Here is a 17,735-nt window from a genome sequence, read left to right as displayed (position 1 = left end):
GAATACCAACCATCATCAGTTTCATGGTTCGCGGCGATGATTGTCTGCTTGATGGAACCCCCATCAGCGATGCAATCAGAAAAACAGATTCCGGAACCAAAAAAAATCCATTTTGTTATATGAGTAACTGTATACATCCATACCATCTTAAACGCGCACCCGCAAATGAGAAAAATTCCGGAAAATCAGAAATGTCACGATTTATCGGAATTCAGGCAAATGCATCCCGCCTGAGACCGGTTTTTTTGGGGGATGCTGTGAACCGATGAAATGTTCATGAAAATCCTGGCCTCTCTCCGCCCCGGCAGCCGTTTTTACTATGCCCCTTCCCTCCCTTTTATCGAACAATGGCTTGATAAAACCCGTTTCAATGTAATCAGCCACTATGACAACCCGGGACAATACGGATCTTCAACCATTGAAAAGCTCAGTCACGAAGCAATTATAAAACAGTAGGTTTCTGTTCCGGTCAATTTACTCCTGAATCTTTAACCTGTCATTGGCAAACACCTCTTTGATCGCATCTTCATAATCATCAAAGTTTCCGGCCTTTTTCAGCCTGCGGAAAACAACCACCGGCTCTTCGAATGCAAACATCAGGTAAGTCCAACACTCCTTCATGGCATTCAGGGCTGAGGGGCTATCTTTCTTCTCCCTGCGCGTCTCAAAATAGAGGTCATCAAGAAATCCGCGCAAAACAGCCCTGCTATCGCCGGGTTGCGGCAGTCCCTTGATGCGGGCCGGCAGAAAGGGGTCCTTCAAAATCCCGCGGCCGATCATAAACCGTGAAATTCCGGGGAAAAGCCCGCTGATATGGCCGAAATCCTCCGTGGTGAAAATATCCCCGTTATAAACCACCGGCACCTGAAGCCCTTCAAGCGCCGCTCCAAAAGCGTCCGGGTCGGTCTTACCGGAATATAACTGTTTACCGGTACGCGCATGAATCGTCAGTTCAGCGACGGGATAACGGTTAAAAACCGGTACCAGGTCCATTATTTCCGCAGCCTTTGCATAGCCAAGCCTGCACTTCACGGAAAAAGAAAGGGGCATGTGCGGCATTACCTGATCCAGGATTTCATCCACCATCTCCGGAAAAGGCAGCATGCCCGAGCCCCTTTTCTTCCGGGCAACCTGAGGATAAGGGCAGCCCAGGTTCCAGTTCAGTTCACCGAAGCCAAGCGCTGCACAACTCCGGGCAAAAGAGAGGATTTCCGGGGCGCTTTTGCTGAGAATCTGCGGAACTACAGAAATTCCGCTTTCAGACTGATGTTGCAGGGCTTTCATTTTCAGCGCAGGCAGGGGATAATCCACCGCGATATTGGCAAAATAGGGGGTAAACAACTTATCCACCCCCGCGAAATGCCGGGCATACACCAACCTGAAGGCTTTGGTCGTAATCCCCTGAAAAGGGGCAAAAAAAATGGCAGTTTGTAAATTCATCGGAGCACAAAAATACGCAAGATTGACACGGCACGGCCTCAGATCCCGGAAACCTCCTGAAATCAGTAAAAACCCTGAAATTGCCCGATATATCCATCGCAGGATAAATTTTGATATTTTTACTCCGCTTATCAATATCCTCATTAAGATTATAAAATAGCCCACACAAATAATACTTATATGAAAAAAACTTATTTGAATACAGCCATCATTACAATGCTCTGCTTTATCTTGCTCAGCCCCGGCCTGAAAAGCCAGGAAATTCAGGATACCACATTTTATGATGAATTTTACAATGAAGCCACGCGCGGAAACCATTACTACATGCAGGTAAAAACCATGACGGATGATGGCTTTATCCTCAGAACATATTATGCAAACGGCCAGCTTAAAACTGAAGAAATATATATTGGCACAGACACCCCGCTTCTGGAGGGCCACACCATCACCTATTCAGAAGACGGAAGGATTATAGGGACAAATAACTTTCTTAAAGGGGCTTACGAAGGGGAACAGAAAAAATACTACGACTCCGGTGCTCTTTATTATGTTGAGAATTATATGGATCAGAAACAGCATGGCGAACGCATTGTGTATTACAAAGACGGGAGCCTGAAACGGAAAGAGACCTTCGAAAATGACAAACTGATTTACGGGAATTGCTATTCCATTGAGGGAAAGGATACGACCTACTACCCCTTTTACGAGCATCCCAGATTCAAAGGAGGCGAGCAACGGAGGATCCGTTATCTGATAAACAATATAAATTATCCGCGCAAAGCCCGGGAAATGAATATTTCGGGGATAGTATATTTAACGTTTCTTGTCCGTGTCAACGGTAAAGTCACCGACGTTGAAGTCCTCAGAGGGGTCCATCCCCTGCTGGATGAGGAAGCCATACGTGTAGTAAAAAAAATGCCCCCCTGGAAACCCGGCAAGCAGGATGGAAAACCCATGAACACCAGATTCAATATGCCCATCAAATTTACCCTGGCAGGATAATATTTCTCTTTCCTGGCACAGAAATTCAATCAAGTCTGCCTTGCCGGGCGAAGATAAACTGAACCGTATGAATTTTGTTATTTACGCGTTCAATGATTGAAACGGATACCGGCGGTTGGAAAACAGTCCATTTGCCGGACTATTCTGAGACGGGTTGCCAAAGTTTGCCCGGTTTTTGCAATCAGCAATATGTTTTAGGTTGTGAGAACAAGTATGTAACTGCCGGTTTCATGAATTTAAGTATCTTTATACCTGTAATATTCAGTCATTTGAACCCAAACCAATAAAGAACCGCTGTATGAAAAAGCTATTGATGATTTCACTGGCAGCCATCATCTCATTTCAGATGCCCGGCTGCAAAACAAAAGAAAAGACAACCACCGGCGGGCGGCAGGCGGCCGGAAATATCATTATCGGCGACAACAGCCGGAATTCCCTTGACTGGCATGGTACTTACACGGGTGTTCTCCCCTGTGCGGATTGCGAAGGACTGCTCACCACCATTACATTAGGAAGTGATCTTTCCTTTCAACGATCAACCATTTACAAAGGAAAGGATGAAAAAGCCTTCGAAGAATCAGGCAGGTTTACCTGGGATAAATCCGGCAGCAGCATTAAACTTGAAGGGATTTCAAATGCGCCGGACCGTTACCTTGTGGGTGAAAACAAACTTGTTCAGCTTGACCTTGAAGGCAAAGTCATCAGGGGTGAACTGGCAGATATGTATGTACTTCAGAAAATGCTGCCTCCGGTAAAAGATCCTGTTCTTGAAGGCAAAAAATGGAAACTGGTTGAAATAAACGGCAAGCCCGTTGATTTCAAAGGAAAGATGCCTGATGCATTCATTTACTTTGATGAAGCGGAGCAACGGATCAACGGATTCGGAAGCTGCAATACCTTTTTCGGGAGTTATGAACTGCGGGAAGGCAACAGGGTGACCTTTTCTAAAATGGGATCAACCATGATGTCGTGCCTCAACATGGAAACCGAGCGGGCACTGCTGAAAGTGCTTGAAACAGCTGACAATTATAATGTCAGTGAAACATCCCTTCAGCTGAACAAAGCCCGTATGGCCCCACTCGCCCGTTTTGAACCAGTAGCAGAGTAAAAAATCCGGACATACTGTTGCCGGGAATGTATTTCAATTTATTAACCAGTCGGCTTCTATCGTGAGGCGGACCCCAAAACTGATGCTCAATATGAAAAAACTCCCGGCAACAGTCCTGTTTATCTTGATGGCATTCCTGGTCACAACCTGTTCGGATAAGGAAGAAAAACCCGCCCCGTCACCTCCCGCCAATGAATTTATTCTGCCTGATCCCCCGCAGTACGGAGTACCTTTCGGAGCGGTACCGGCCACATCAGATATAGTAATGTATGAAGTCAACCTGAGGGCTTTCAGTACTGCCGGTAATCTTTCGGGAGTAACCCAAAAACTGGACCACATCCGGTCGCTGGGCGTGAATGTGATCTGGCTGATGCCCATACATCCCATCGGCACGGTCAATTCAGTGAATTCTCCCTATAGCGTAAAAAACTACCGGGAAGTAAATCCCGAATACGGGACGCTGGACGACCTGAGGCGTCTGACCGATCAGGCCCATCAGCGCGGCATGGCGGTAATCCTCGACTGGGTGGCCAATCATACCGCCTGGGACAATCCGTGGATGAAATATCCTTCATGGTACACAAGGGTAAATGGCGAGGTGATTCATCCGGAGGGGACCAACTGGCAGGATGTGGCCGACCTGAATTTTGACAATAAGGATATGCGCAAAGCCATGATCAGCGCCATGAAATACTGGTTGCTGGCGGCCAATGCGGATGGCTTCCGCTGCGATGCCGCGGATATGGTCCCTTACGATTTCTGGAAACAAGCCATTGATTCCATAAATGCCCTTGCCGGAAGAAAAATCATTCTGCTGGCGGAGGGCGGACGCTCCGACCACTTTAACGCAGGCTTCCAGCTGAATTATGGATGGGACTTCTACGGGAAACTTAAGTCCGTATGGAGCGGACAGGCAGCAGACGGACTGTATGCTACCCACCGGCAGGAACAACTTTCCACGCCAACAGGGAAAACCCGGCTCCGCTTCACCACCAACCACGACGAATCGGCCTGGGATGCCACCCCCATGACCCTGTTCAATGGTAAACAGGGAGCACTGGCTGCCTCTGCCATCGCGGTTTTTATGGGCGGAGTACCGCTGATTTACGGTAGTCAGGAGGTAGGCAGAATCCCTGCTTTGCCCTTCTTTTCCAATGCGCCCATCGACTGGACCGCCAATCCTGATATGGTGAAAGCATATCAGGAAATGATGGCCATCTATAACGAAGCTCCCGCCGCCAGGCAAGGAACTACCAGTGACTTCTCCACGGCGGATGTTTGTGCCTTTGAACGCTCATCTGAAGATGCGGGCCTGCTGATCATCGTCAATGTCCGGAACCGCGAAAGCATATTTGAGGTTCCCGGCACGGTGCTTGCCGCAGCCTGGAAATTCCCGGATGGCACGCCATTTAAACCATCAGGCACCTCCATCGGTCTGGAACCATATCAGTATCTGATTCTGAACCGGTAATCCCGGACAAAGCCCTTTTAAGCTATTGAACGAAAGACGGGAAATTTTACCTATCTTTGCAAACGTTACGTTTTGCCGGACTGTCTGACCCTCATTTTCAGCTTTTTCCTGCAAGGCCTTTTATTCATCCCTCACCGCAGGAAAACCAACCCAAAACCCATTCATGGCAAGATCACAGCAATCCTGGAACAAAATCGAAAACGAAAAGAAAAAGCAGAAAAAGAAGAAAGACAAAGCGGCCCGCAAACTTGAAAGGGCGTCAAACACTGCCGATGGCAACAACCCCGACAGCATGATTGCCTATGTTGATGAATATGGCCGCATCAGTGATACGCCACCCGATCCTGCAACCAAAAGTGTCATCAAAGCCGAAGAGATCGAGATCGGTGTCCGGAAAAAAGAAGATGTCAGCCCTGAAGAAGAATTCCGTACCGGAATAGTTACTTTCTTTAATGATTCCAAAGGATTTGGTTTTATCAGGGATCTCAGGTCAGGCGAAAGTATTTTTGTACATATCAACCAGCTGACTGAGCCTATCAAAGAAAACAACAAAGTAAGTTTCAAGGTCGAAAAAGGACCTAAAGGGCTTAATGCCATAGAAGTAAAGCTTGTTATATAACGCGCTTTTTCCCCCCTGGTTAACCCGCATTCCCTTTGCGTTTGTGCTTTAAAGCCCGGGCCTGTTCAAGCCCGGGCTGAAGTTGTTTACTGATCAGTGCAGTACGCAGGAAAAGTGCTTTCAGCCATGAAACCTGACCAGATCATATAATGGGAAAATAAATGATTTTTCAGAGATTCTTTTTAAACAAAATCCGGAATTAGTGCAGGCGAAAGCATGAAGTTTTATAAAAGCATACTATCTTTGCCATAGATTGGAACTTATTTTTATCAGATTTGTTATAAAAAAGGGGAGAAAAATCCTCAAATCCAGGGCAAAACACTGCAATGACCAAAATACCTACAATTACTTAGCCGGATTTTCTTGTATTGCCTTACCTTTGTCGTTAATGAATCACAAAAACACCTGAACAGACCTGCAACAGGCGCAACATACAAATCAATAGAGTAGTATTAAACAATTTTTAAGTTAACCGAAACAATCCAATGTTCAACTAAAACCAAACAAACATGAAAAAAGTAGTCATTACCCTTTTTGCTGCATTTCTGGCATTCAGTCTGTCTGCCCAGGACAACATGCTTACCAAGGGAGAAAAGGTCCTGAATCTGGGAATCGGTCTTGGAAGCACACTCTACACCGGAAGCGGTTACACATCTTCAATTCCACCAATCTCAGCATCGTTTGAGGTAGGTATTAAAGACGATGTACTTGATGTTGGTTCGATTGGTGTAGGTGGTTATCTGGGTTATGCTTCCAGCAAATGGGAATACACCTATTTCGGCGGCAACTGGGGATACAAATACACCAACTTTATAATTGGTGCTCGCGGCTCATTTCATTATCCGCTGGTTGATAAACTGGATACCTATACAGGCCTGATGCTTGGTTTTAATGTTGTATCAGCCAAAGAATTCGGCGATATTGATCCTTTATACAACTACAGTGCTTCCAGCAGCGGCCTGATCTGGTCATGGTATGCCGGTGGCCGTTATTATTTCACCGAAAAATTTGCTGCAATGGCCGAAATCGGTTACGGAATTGCATGGCTCAACCTGGGTGTCGCCCTGAAGTTGTAATTTTTCCGGATAGTTATCACGGAGGCTGCCCTTACCGGGCAGCCTCTTTTGTTTACCGGTAGTTCAGGCCGGAATGCCGAAACAGCTATCTTTGTATGTAGACAATAATTAACCGGATATGAAAGTCGGCGACAGGCACTACCGGACCATCTGGATGGAGGGGACGGTGGTTTATATGATAGATCAGAATCTCCTGCCATTTGAATTCAAAGTGCAGGCATTTAAACAACGTGAAGCAACCTGCGAAGCCATCCGGAAAATGACGGTGCGCGGAGCAGGGGCCATTGGTGCCGCCGCAGGTTTTGCTATGGCTCAGGGCTTTATCAGCAATGAAGATCCCGATATCGCCCGCGAGCGCATCCGCGCCACCCGCCCTACCGCCCGCGACCTGTTTTATGCCGTTGACAGGGTTTACGAGGCCGGGAAAATTTCGGTTCAGGCCGCCATCGAAGAAGCTCAGAACCTTGCCAATGCAAATGTAGAGGCGGCAAAGAAAATCGGGTTCTTTGGCGACGCGCTTATCAAAGACGGCGCCCGCATCCTTACCCACTGCAACGCCGGCTGGCTGGGGTTTGTCGACTACGGTAGCGCGCTTTCTCCCGTTTACACGGCTCACCGGAATGGCAAGCAAATCCACGTTTATGCCGATGAAACCCGGCCCCGAAGCCAGGGCGCCCGCCTTACCGCCTGGGAATTAGCCAACGAAGGCGTGGACCACACCATCGTCCCCGATAATGCCGGTGCATTTCTGATGTCGGAAGGTATGATCGACCTGGTTATTACCGGCGCCGACCGCATCGCGGCCAACGGGGATGTGGCCAACAAAATCGGGACCTATGAAAAAGCCATACTCGCTGAATATTTCGGCATCCCCTTTTTCGTGGCAGCCCCCTTGTCAACCTTCGACCACAATACCCCCGACGGCAGCGCCATTGAAATAGAACACCGCAGCCAGGATGAAGTGCACTACCAGACCGGGCCCGACGGTGACGGGAAAATGCATACCATCAGGGTCACCAATCCGGGATCAGAGGCCTTTAACCCCGCTTTCGATATCACCCCCGCCGCATTGATTACCGGATTTATCACGGAGAAAGGGGTAACTAATTAAGAATCAGTAAATATAAAAATATGGAAATGTCGGGTGTTCGGGTGTTCAGGTGCTCGGGTGTTCAGGTGAGCAGTACCTTTCAGACAGGATGCCGCCCCTCGTCCCGGTCCCTGAGCGTGCACCCTGAGCGGAGTCGAAGGGGAGTCGAAGGGCCGCCCCTCGTCCCTTTAACCGAATTCCGAAATCCAAAATCCAAAATCCGCAATGAAAACCTGTACCTGGCCGGGCAACGACCCGCTGATGATTGAATACCATGACACCGAATGGGGTGTGCCCGTTCATGACGATCGCAAACTTTTCGAGTTCCTTGTGCTTGACGCCTTTCAGGCCGGCCTGAGTTGGAAAACCATACTGCACCGCAGGGAAGGTTTCCGCAGGGCCTTCGATAATTTTGACGCGGTGAAAATTGCCGCCTACACCGAAGAAGATTATCACCGCCTGCTCGGCGATTCCGGCATTATCCGTAACCGGGCCAAAATCAGGGGAACCATCAGGAATGCGCAGGTGTTTCTAAACATTCAGAAAGAGTTTGGCTCATTTGATGCCTACATCTGGCAGTTTACCGGAGGGAAAACCATGGTGAACCATTGGGATGAGCTGAAGCAAATACCTGCCACCAGTCCTGAATCGGATGCCATGGCAAAGGATATGAAAAAGCGCGGATTCACCTTCTGCGGAAGCACCATCTGTTATGCTTTTATGCAGGCCGCCGGCCTGGTGGATGACCATCTGGAGGGATGTTTCAGGAAAAACCAGGCTGGATAAAACGGGCTGCTGAAATCAGATTGAATTCAGAAATTCATACAAGTCTTCATCGGCACCGATGTCGAGCTTTTTCCTCAACCGGGAACGGCTTATAAAAGCACTGGACGGCAGAATGTTCAGAATATCGGCTATTTCCCTGGAGTTCAAACCGATTTTCAGGTACGCGCATAACCGGAGGTCGTTGTTTGACAGTCCGGGGTACCTGTCTTTCAGTTTTTTATAAAACTCCTGATGCAGTTCATCTATCTGGATTTCAAAAGTATTGACCTCCGTATTTATATAAGATTCCAGAATCCGGTTTATTTCTTTTAATATCATCTGCGCCAGGGCCGGTTCTTTCTGAACACGCTCAAACTTTTCTTTCAAAGAAAGCAGCATCCGGTTTTTCTCGTCGTCTACCCTCGCTTTACATGCAAGCTCTATGGTTTTGGCCTTCAATTGTTGTTTCAGTTTATTGTATTCTACCTTTAACATGTCCTGTTCCAGCATCATCATTTCCTGCCTGTGCTTTTCGGCCTGTTCCCGCAATGATCGTTGTTCCTTAATCAAATGCTGCTTCCTGTGCTTTTTCAATGACAATTTCTGCAGGCTCAGCAATCCGTAAACAATCAATACTGCTGTGACAAAGTAAATAAGGTATGCTAACCATGAGTGAAACCAAGGGGCTTCGATGCGAAAAGGTATTGCCAGAGTTTGCAATATTTCATTATTCATTGATGCCCTGACAAAAAGCGTATGCTTCCCCCTTTTCAGGTTAAACAACTCAAAGGTATTGTTTGAATCCCAGGGGCTCCATCTGCCTGATTCATCCAGCTTATACTGATAAAGAACCTTGTCAAGATTCGGAACAATACATTCAATTTTCAGGCTGTTTTGTCTGAAAGGGATGCTTGCTTCCGGATAAAAATCTGTTTTGTCATGATTCCGGCCAATGGCTTCCATCTTTCTTACACACAAGGAATAGGCCTGTCCGGACGTTTTATCACCGGACCGCAGATATTTCAGCGCAAAGCCATTATAAACAGGATAGAAGGCATAATCCTGATGAATAACGATTGGTTGACTGGCTCCATTTACCAGACCATCAATTTCAGGTTGACTTTCAGCATCAACTTTGTTCACAAATTTTCTTTCCGCTGAACTGAATGTGTATTGAAAGCGATCTGTTAACAGATGTATTCCTGAGTCACTTTTCTTCAGATAGGGATTCGCTCCGTCAAATTCCTTGTCTTTAATAATCAACCGTTCCGCTGGATAAAGATTGTCGTCTAAGACCACCCTGATCACCCCGAAGTTGGGGATATTGATCCATAAAATATTATCCTTTTCAACTATCAGCTGATTGCATGAACCCAGAATGAGCTCCATCTTTTTCAGGAATGTCCAGGTATTGCCAGCTTTCCTGAAAATTGAAATTCCGTTATAATTACCGGTTAGCAGGTAATCCTTATAGGGCACTATGGTCCATACTCCGGGTTCATCACTGATCTTTTGAATGCTGTTCCCGTTCAGGATAAACAACCCCTTATCGTGGCCTAATAACACACTATTATCAATTTCCTCCAAACACCAGACCTGCCCCTCTGAGCCGGGTATCAGCCGGAACCTGTTATAATCCGAATCATTATTCAGGTCATCCCATGCTGACTGATACAATCCCTGATTGGTGCCGAGATAGAAGTTTTCGTTATAAATCAGGGCAGCAGAACCTGAGCCGAAATCCCCCCTGAAATCGTAAAAAGTGGTGACTTTCCGGTGAAGGTCAATGGCTGAAACTCCATAATCCATTCCCATCCATAGTTTCCCTGACGGACTGTAATGCAGGCTCAGAATGGTATTGTTCGGCAATCCTTTGTTTCTGTTGATCTGATGGATGATTCTCCCGTTTATATCCGTGATATACAAACCTTTCAGAATCGTTCCGAAAGCCAGGTACTGATCGCCGACGGGAGTAAAACTAAAAACCTTTGCTGTTTGCAGATGCTGAGATACTGCATTGTTTAAGATGCTCAGCTTCCCTGATGAAAAGAGCGCCAACCCTGAGTTTTTAGTAACCAGAACAATGCCTTTCGGATGCCGGTAAATGCCTGCAATCTCAAATCCCGCGCCGGCCGGAAACTTGAAAACCTGCTTCAGCGAAAGGCCATCCATCCGGAAAAGACCGGCCTTTTCATCCGCGAAATACAATGAATCATTTACAGAAAAACTTCCGGTGAAATGAGTGGGTGCAGAAATTTTTGTAAAGTGCTGGTTTTTATAGATATAAATGTTCTGAGACGAGACAAAGAGTACATTATCGTTCAGTTTGAAAACATTCCAGAATTCTTCATTAACTCCGGTAATGTCTTCTTTGAAAGGATACAATGAAGTGTATTCAAAAACCCGGTAACTGTTTCTTTTCCAGACGCCAAAGTCCAGATCCGATCCCGTGTAGATTGTTGAATCGTTATCAACCAGTAATGAGCGGGTAAAGCCATCACTTCCCCTGAAGCTTGTCCATGTTTTTCCGTCGAATTCAAGCAAACCCTCGTCGGCGGCCATATAAACAATGCCGTTCGGAGCAGACCCGATATCCCAGATCTTACCTTTATGCTGATATTGAGAAGGGGTGTAGTTTTGCAGCAGAGGCACACCTTTTTCCGAAAACGATTGAGCGAAAGTTGCAAGTGTTCCCCAATAAAGCATTAATAAATAAACTGCTCTTGTTTTCAATTAAAGTATGATTTAAAAAATGATCTGAGCAAGGAAAAAAAAAGCCGTCTTTTTACAGACGGCTTAAAGGTAAAAAAAATTACAGACTTATTTCACAATAAGCTTTTGTGTCTGAATATCACCGTTTCTGGTGTGTATTCTTAAAACATAGATCCCCTTACTAAGCTTATCAGTATCCACAATGGAGGTGTTTGTCGAAATCAGCACTCTTCCGCTTATGTCAAACAATTCAAATTGCTTAACATCTGCAACAAGTATGATTTGATTACCCCTTTTTACAGGGTTTGGATAAATCAGTATGCGTTTGGGGAAAGTCAGATCATTGTTCGTCACCAGTTGATTGAACGTGATGTTGTCGAAATAGATGGTGTTGTCCTGGGTCCTGCCGGACAGATCAAAGTCAGGGAAGATCACAATCTGATCGTACATGCCTTCTGTTCCCGGAGGATTGGGATAACCTGAGAAATCAAACGTAAGCTCTTCCCATTGATTGATCAGGGTGTTGGCTACTTTGATTTCGGGTTGTGCCCAGCCGCTGGCGGCCACCAGTTTGATGCCCACATCACTGATCACGGGCTTCCAAACCATGATTTTGATAATGGAGTTGGTTGCATCCAGCACGAAAGGTCCAAGATCATCATCACCATGGGCCGATTCAACGCCTGCCCAGGGTTGACCGCTTTGAAGGGCAGTAAATTCAGCTACCGTTGCAGAGGTATTGATTCCACTCTGGTCAGGGTTTGCGATGATCCCCAGCGGGGCATTCGGGCCGTTCTCAAACACGGTCCAGGTCCAGTCGGCTCCATAACCACCTGTTTCAAAATCAACCGGGTTTCTCGGGGTATCCCCGATTACGCCGCCTTCAGTGTAAAAGTAAATATTGTCCAGATAAATGGATTGTGACCCGTTTCCGCCGTCAAACTTCATTTGAATAACATCTGTTAAATCAACGCCGGCAAAGGCCGTGAGCGGAATGTCATAGCTGACCCACTGATTGGGTGTAATCTGCAATGCATAAGGCGTTTCAACCGGACCGGTGCTAATGAGAAAAACATTAACACTGCTTGCATCAGCCGTCCACATATCCAGGTGCAGGGTCTCCATTCCACTCAGGTCAAGCGCCGAGGCAAACTGTGTACCCTGGTAGTTGAAATTGGCATACTTCATGGTTTCGTTGCCCGCGATCAGCGGGAAAGTTACAACGGTTGACTGGCCCCAGTTGGGATTGAAATCAGTGCCGGCCACATTGGTATACGCACCGCTGAATACCGAGACAACATCTTCGGGTTCGCGCACCGGTGGTTCCGGTGCTGCTGCCGTGGGTTCGCCGGGGGTTGTACCCTGCTCGTTGAACGTGATGTTGTCGAAATAGATGGTGTTGTCCTGGGTCCTGCCGGACAGATCAAAGTCAGGGAAGATCACAATCTGATCGTACATGCCTTCTGTTCCCGGAGGATTGGGATAACCTGAGAAATCAAACGTAAGCTCTTCCCATTGATTGATCAGGGTGTTGGCTACTTTGATTTCGGGTTGTGCCCAGCCGCTGGCGGCCACCAGTTTGATCCCCACATCACTGATCACGGGCTTCCAGACCATGATTTTGATCAGGGAGTTGGTTGCATCCAGCACGAAAGGTCCAAGATCATCATCACCATGTGCCGATTCAACGCCTGCCCAGGGCTGACCGCTTTGAAGGGCAGTAAATTCAGCTACCGTTGCAGAGGAATTGATTCCACTCTGGTCAGGGTTTGCGATGATCCCCAGCGGGGCATTCGGGCCGTTCTCAAACACGGTCCAGGTCCAGTCGGCCCCATAACCACCTGTTTCAAAATCAACCGGGGCATTTGGCCCACCAACGATAGGTTCCTGCTCGTTGAACGTGATGTTGTCGAAATAGATGGTGTTATCCTGGGTCCTGCCGGACAGATCAAAGTCAGGGAAGATCACGATCTGATCGTACATGCCTTCTGTTCCCGGAGGATTGGGATAAGCAGAAAAATCAAACGTAAGCTCCTCCCATTGATTGATCAGGGTGTTGGCCACTTTGATTTCGGCCTGCGCCCAGCCGCTATTTGCCACCAGCTTAATCCCCACATCACTGATCACGGGCTTCCAGACCATGATCTTGATAATGGAGTTGGTTGCGTCCAGCACGAAAGGCCCAAGGTCATCATCACCATGGGCCGATTCACATCCTGCCCAGGGTTGACCGCTTTGAAGGGCAGTAAATGCGGCTACTGTTGCAGAAGTATTGATCCCGCTCTGGTCAGGGTTGGCAATGATCCCCAGCGGGGCATTCGGGCCGTTCTCAAACACGGTCCAGGTCCAGTCGGCCCCATAACCACCTGTTTCAAAGTCAACCGGGTTTCTCGGGGTATCCCCGATTACGCCGCCTTCAGTGTAAAAGTAAATATTGTCCAGATAAATGGATTGTGACCCGTTTCCACCGTCAAACTTAAGCTGGATAACATCAGCAAGGTTTACACCCGCAAAGGCAGTTAGCGGAATGTCGTAGCTGACCCACTGGTTGGGTGTAATCTGCAATGCATAAGGCGTTTCAACCGGACCGGTGCTTATCAGGGATATATTTACCCCTGTCGCATCAGCCGTCCACATATCCAGGTGCAGGGTCTCCATTCCACTCAGGTCAAGCGCCGAGGCAAACTGCGTTCCCTGGTAGTTGAAGTTGGCATACTTCATGGTTTCGTTGCCCGCGATCAGCGGGAAAGTTACAACGGTTGTCTGGCCCCAGTTGGGGTTGAAATCAGTGCCGGCCACATTGGTGTAAGCACCGCTGAATACCGAGACAACATCTTCGGGTTCGCGCACCGGTGGCTCCGGTGCTGCTACGGTTGGCTCACCGGGCGAAGTGCCTTGTTCGTTGAACGTGATATTGTCGAAGTAAATAACATTGTCCTGCGTTCTTCCCGACAGATCAAAGTCAGGGAAGATCACGATCTGATCGTACATGCCTTCTGTTCCCGGAGGATTGGGATAAGCAGAAAAATCAAACGTAAGCTCCTCCCATTGATTGATCAGGGTGTTGGCCACTTTGATTTCGGCCTGCGCCCAGCCGCTATTTGCCACCAGCTTAATCCCCACATCACTGATCACGGGCTTCCAGACCATGATCTTGATAATGGAGTTGGTTGCGTCCAGCACGAAAGGCCCAAGGTCATCATCACCATGGGCCGATTCACATCCTGCCCAGGGTTGACCGCTTTGAAGGGCAGTAAATGCGGCTACTGTTGCAGAAGTATTGATCCCGCTCTGGTCAGGGTTGGCAATGATCCCCAGCGGGGCATTCGGGCCGTTCTCAAACACGGTCCAGGTCCAGTCGGCCCCATAACCACCTGTTTCAAAGTCAACCGGGTTTCTCGGGGTATCCCCGATTACGCCGCCTTCAGTGTAAAAGTAAATATTGTCCAGATAAATGGATTGTGACCCGTTTCCACCGTCAAACTTAAGCTGGATAACATCAGCAAGGTTTACACCCGCAAAGGCAGTTAGCGGAATGTCGTAGCTGACCCACTGGTTGGGTGTAATCTGCAATGCATAAGGCGTTTCAACCGGACCGGTGCTTATCAGGGATATATTTACCCCTGTCGCATCAGCCGTCCACATATCCAGGTGCAGGGTCTCCATTCCACTCAGGTCAAGCGCCGAGGCAAACTGCGTTCCCTGGTAGTTGAAGTTGGCATACTTCATGGTTTCGTTGCCCGCGATCAGCGGGAAAGTTACAACGGTTGTCTGGCCCCAGTTGGGGTTGAAATCAGTGCCGGCCACATTGGTGTAAGCACCGCTGAATACCGAGACAACATCTTCGGGTTCGCGCACCGGTGGCTCCGGTGCTGCTACGGTTGGCTCACCGGGCGAAGTGCCTTGTTCGTTGAACGTGATATTGTCGAAGTAAATAACATTGTCCTGCGTTCTTCCCGACAGATTAAAGTCGGGGAAAATCACGATCTGATCGTACATGCCTTCTGTTCCCGGAGGATTGGGATAAGCAGAAAAATCAAACGTAAGCTCCTCCCATTGATTGATCAGGGTGTTGGCCACTTTGATTTCGGCCTGCGCCCAGCCGCTATTTGCCACCAGCTTAATCCCCACATCACTGATCACGGGCTTCCAGACCATGATCTTGATAATGGAGTTGGTTGCGTCCAGCACGAAAGGCCCAAGGTCATCATCACCATGGGCCGATTCACATCCTGCCCAGGGTTGACCGCTTTGAAGGGCAGTAAATGCGGCTACTGTTGCAGAAGTATTGATCCCGCTCTGGTCAGGGTTGGCAATGATCCCCAGCGGGGCATTCGGGCCGTTCTCAAACACGGTCCAGGTCCAGTCGGCCCCATAACCACCTGTTTCAAAGTCAACCGGGTTTCTCGGGGTATCCCCGATTACGCCGCCTTCAGTGTAAAAGTAAATATTGTCCAGATAAATGGATTGTGACCCGTTTCCACCGTCAAACTTAAGCTGGATAACATCAGCAAGGTTTACACCCGCAAAGGCAGTTAGCGGAATGTCGTAGCTGACCCACTGGTTGGGTGTAATCTGCAATGCATAAGGCGTTTCAACCGGACCGGTGCTTATCAGGGATATATTTACCCCTGTCGCATCAGCCGTCCACATATCCAGGTGCAGGGTCTCCATTCCACTCAGGTCAAGCGCCGAGGCAAACTGCGTTCCCTGGTAGTTGAAGTTGGCATACTTCATGGTTTCGTTGCCCGCGATCAGCGGGAAAGTTACAACGGTTGTCTGGCCCCAGTTGGGGTTGAAATCAGTGCCGGCCACATTGGTGTAAGCACCGCTGAATACCGAGACAACATCTTCGGGTTCGCGCACCGGTGGCTCCGGTGCTGCTACGGTTGGCTCACCGGGCGAAGTGCCTTGTTCGTTGAACGTGATATTGTCGAAGTAAATAACATTGTCCTGCGTTCTTCCCGACAGATTAAAGTCGGGGAAAATCACGATCTGATCGTACATGCCTTCTGTTCCCGGAGGATTGGGATAAGCAGAAAAATCAAACGTAAGCTCCTCCCATTGATTGATCAGGGTGTTGGCCACTTTGATTTCGGCCTGCGCCCAGCCGCTATTTGCCACCAGCTTAATCCCCACATCACTGATCACGGGCTTCCAGACCATGATCTTGATAATGGAGTTGGTTGCGTCCAGCACGAAAGGCCCAAGGTCATCATCACCATGGGCCGATTCACATCCTGCCCAGGGTTGACCGCTTTGAAGGGCAGTAAATGCGGCTACTGTTGCAGAAGTATTGATCCCGCTCTGGTCAGGGTTGGCAATGATCCCCAGCGGGGCATTCGGGCCGTTCTCAAACACGGTCCAGGTCCAGTCGGCTCCATAACCACCTGTTTCAAAATCAACCGGGTTTCTCGGGGTATCCCCGATTACGCCGCCTTCAGTGTAAAAGTAAATATTGTCCAGATAAATGGATTGTGACCCGTTTCCACCGTCAAACTTAAGCTGGATAACATCAGCAAGGTTTACACCCGCAAAGGCAGTTAGCGGAATGTCGTAGCTGACCCACTGGTTGGGTGTAATCTGCAATGCATAAGGCGTTTCAACCGGACCGGTGCTTATCAGGGATATATTTACCCCGGTTGCATCAGCCGTCCACATATCCAGGTGCAGGGTCTCCATTCCACTCAGGTCAAGCGCCGAGGCAAACTGCGTTCCCTGGTAGTTGAAGTTGGCATACTTCATGGTTTCGTTGCCCGCGATCAGCGGGAAAGTTACAACGGTTGTCTGGCCCCAGTTGGGGTTGAAATCAGTGCCGGCCACATTGGTGTAAGCACCGCTGAATACCGAGACAACATCTTCGGGTTCGCGCACCGGTGGTTCCGGTGCTGCTACGGTTGGCTCACCGGGCGAAGTGCCTTGTTCGTTGAACGTGATATTGTCGAAGTAAATAACATTGTCCTGCGTTCTTCCCGACAGATTAAAGTCGGGGAAAATCACGATCTGATCGTACATGCCTTCTGTTCCCGGAGGATTGGGATAAGCAGAAAAATCAAACGTAAGCTCCTCCCATTGATTGATCAGGGTGTTGGCCACTTTGATTTCGGCCTGCGCCCAGCCGCTGGCGGCCACCAGTTTAATTCCCACATCGCTGATCACGGATTTCCAGACCATGATTTTGATAATGGAGTTGGTTGCATCCAGCACGAAAGGCCCAAGGTCATCATCACCATGAGCTGATTCACATCCTGCCCAGGGTTGACCGCTTTGAAGAGCCGTGAACGAGGCTACCGTTGCAGAGGTATTGATTCCACTCTGGTCAGGGTTGGTGATGATCCCCAGCGGGGCATTCGGTCCGTTCTCAAACACGGTCCAGGTCCAGTCGGCTCCATAACCACCTGTTTCAAAATTGACAGGTGCGTTTTGAGCAAAGGTTATTGACACAATAAGCA

The 17,735-nt window shown here is 48.4% G+C and carries 11 protein-coding genes; 8 read left to right on the top strand and 3 right to left on the bottom strand.

Features of this window, described 5'->3' with window-relative positions; genetic code table 11:
- The first annotated feature begins 270 nt into the window (after positions 1-270).
- Entirely contained in the window at positions 271-456 is a 186-nt protein-coding gene (locus tag TBC1_RS00735) for a hypothetical protein (RefSeq protein WP_062037087.1), read from the top strand.
- Positions 457-474: 18 nt separating this feature from the next.
- Here TBC1_RS00735 and TBC1_RS00730 read toward each other — a convergent pair whose 3' ends face one another.
- Positions 475-1,440: a tRNA dihydrouridine synthase gene (locus TBC1_RS00730; protein WP_062037084.1), complete on the bottom strand. Its 966-nt coding sequence runs from the start codon at positions 1,438-1,440 to the stop codon at positions 475-477.
- A 180-nt stretch (positions 1,441-1,620) separates the two neighbouring features.
- Between TBC1_RS00730 and TBC1_RS00725 the strand changes: the two genes are divergently transcribed.
- The 7 genes from TBC1_RS00725 to TBC1_RS00695 all read left to right on the top strand — a co-directional run bounded on the left by TBC1_RS00725 (position 1,621) and on the right by TBC1_RS00695 (position 8,592).
- On the top strand, positions 1,621-2,442 hold the full coding sequence (locus TBC1_RS00725) for an energy transducer TonB (RefSeq protein WP_062037081.1): 822 nt from the start codon (positions 1,621-1,623) through the stop codon (positions 2,440-2,442).
- A gap of 298 nt (positions 2,443-2,740) precedes the next feature.
- Positions 2,741-3,550 carry a copper resistance protein NlpE N-terminal domain-containing protein gene (locus TBC1_RS00720; protein ID WP_137305334.1) on the top strand — a complete coding sequence of 270 codons (810 nt, stop codon included), beginning with the start codon at positions 2,741-2,743 and terminating at the stop codon, positions 3,548-3,550.
- 91 nt (positions 3,551-3,641) lie between these two features.
- Positions 3,642-5,021 carry an alpha-amylase family glycosyl hydrolase gene (locus tag TBC1_RS00715; protein WP_172668789.1) on the top strand — a complete coding sequence of 460 codons (1,380 nt, stop codon included), beginning with the start codon at positions 3,642-3,644 and terminating at the stop codon, positions 5,019-5,021.
- A 163-nt stretch (positions 5,022-5,184) separates the two neighbouring features.
- Positions 5,185-5,640, top strand: a complete 456-nt coding sequence (locus TBC1_RS00710) for a cold-shock protein (RefSeq protein WP_062037076.1) — start codon at positions 5,185-5,187, stop codon at positions 5,638-5,640.
- 509 nt (positions 5,641-6,149) lie between these two features.
- The gene (locus TBC1_RS00705) at positions 6,150-6,716 is read left to right on the top strand and encodes an outer membrane beta-barrel protein (protein ID WP_062037074.1); all 567 of its coding nucleotides are present in this window, start codon (positions 6,150-6,152) and stop codon (positions 6,714-6,716) included.
- Between the two features lie 118 nt (positions 6,717-6,834).
- Entirely contained in the window at positions 6,835-7,827 is a 993-nt protein-coding gene (gene mtnA, locus TBC1_RS00700) for an S-methyl-5-thioribose-1-phosphate isomerase (protein WP_062037071.1), read from the top strand.
- Between the two features lie 204 nt (positions 7,828-8,031).
- Entirely contained in the window at positions 8,032-8,592 is a 561-nt protein-coding gene (locus TBC1_RS00695) for a DNA-3-methyladenine glycosylase I (RefSeq protein WP_062037068.1), read from the top strand.
- A 15-nt stretch (positions 8,593-8,607) separates the two neighbouring features.
- Here TBC1_RS00695 and TBC1_RS00690 read toward each other — a convergent pair whose 3' ends face one another.
- Positions 8,608-11,304 carry a hypothetical protein gene (locus TBC1_RS00690; protein ID WP_137305332.1) on the bottom strand — a complete coding sequence of 899 codons (2,697 nt, stop codon included), beginning with the start codon at positions 11,302-11,304 and terminating at the stop codon, positions 8,608-8,610.
- An 87-nt stretch (positions 11,305-11,391) separates the two neighbouring features.
- Positions 11,392-17,727 (bottom strand): T9SS type A sorting domain-containing protein, encoded by a 6,336-nt coding sequence (locus tag TBC1_RS00685; RefSeq protein ID WP_137305330.1) that lies wholly within the window; start codon positions 17,725-17,727, stop codon positions 11,392-11,394.
- Positions 17,728-17,735: the final 8 nt, after the last annotated feature.

The sequence above is a fragment of the Lentimicrobium saccharophilum genome (assembly GCF_001192835.1).
Taxonomy (GTDB): Bacteria; Bacteroidota; Bacteroidia; order Bacteroidales; family Lentimicrobiaceae; genus Lentimicrobium; species Lentimicrobium saccharophilum.
The sequence above is the reverse complement of the archived record's forward strand: the minus strand, read 5'-3'. Positions and strand labels throughout refer to the sequence as shown.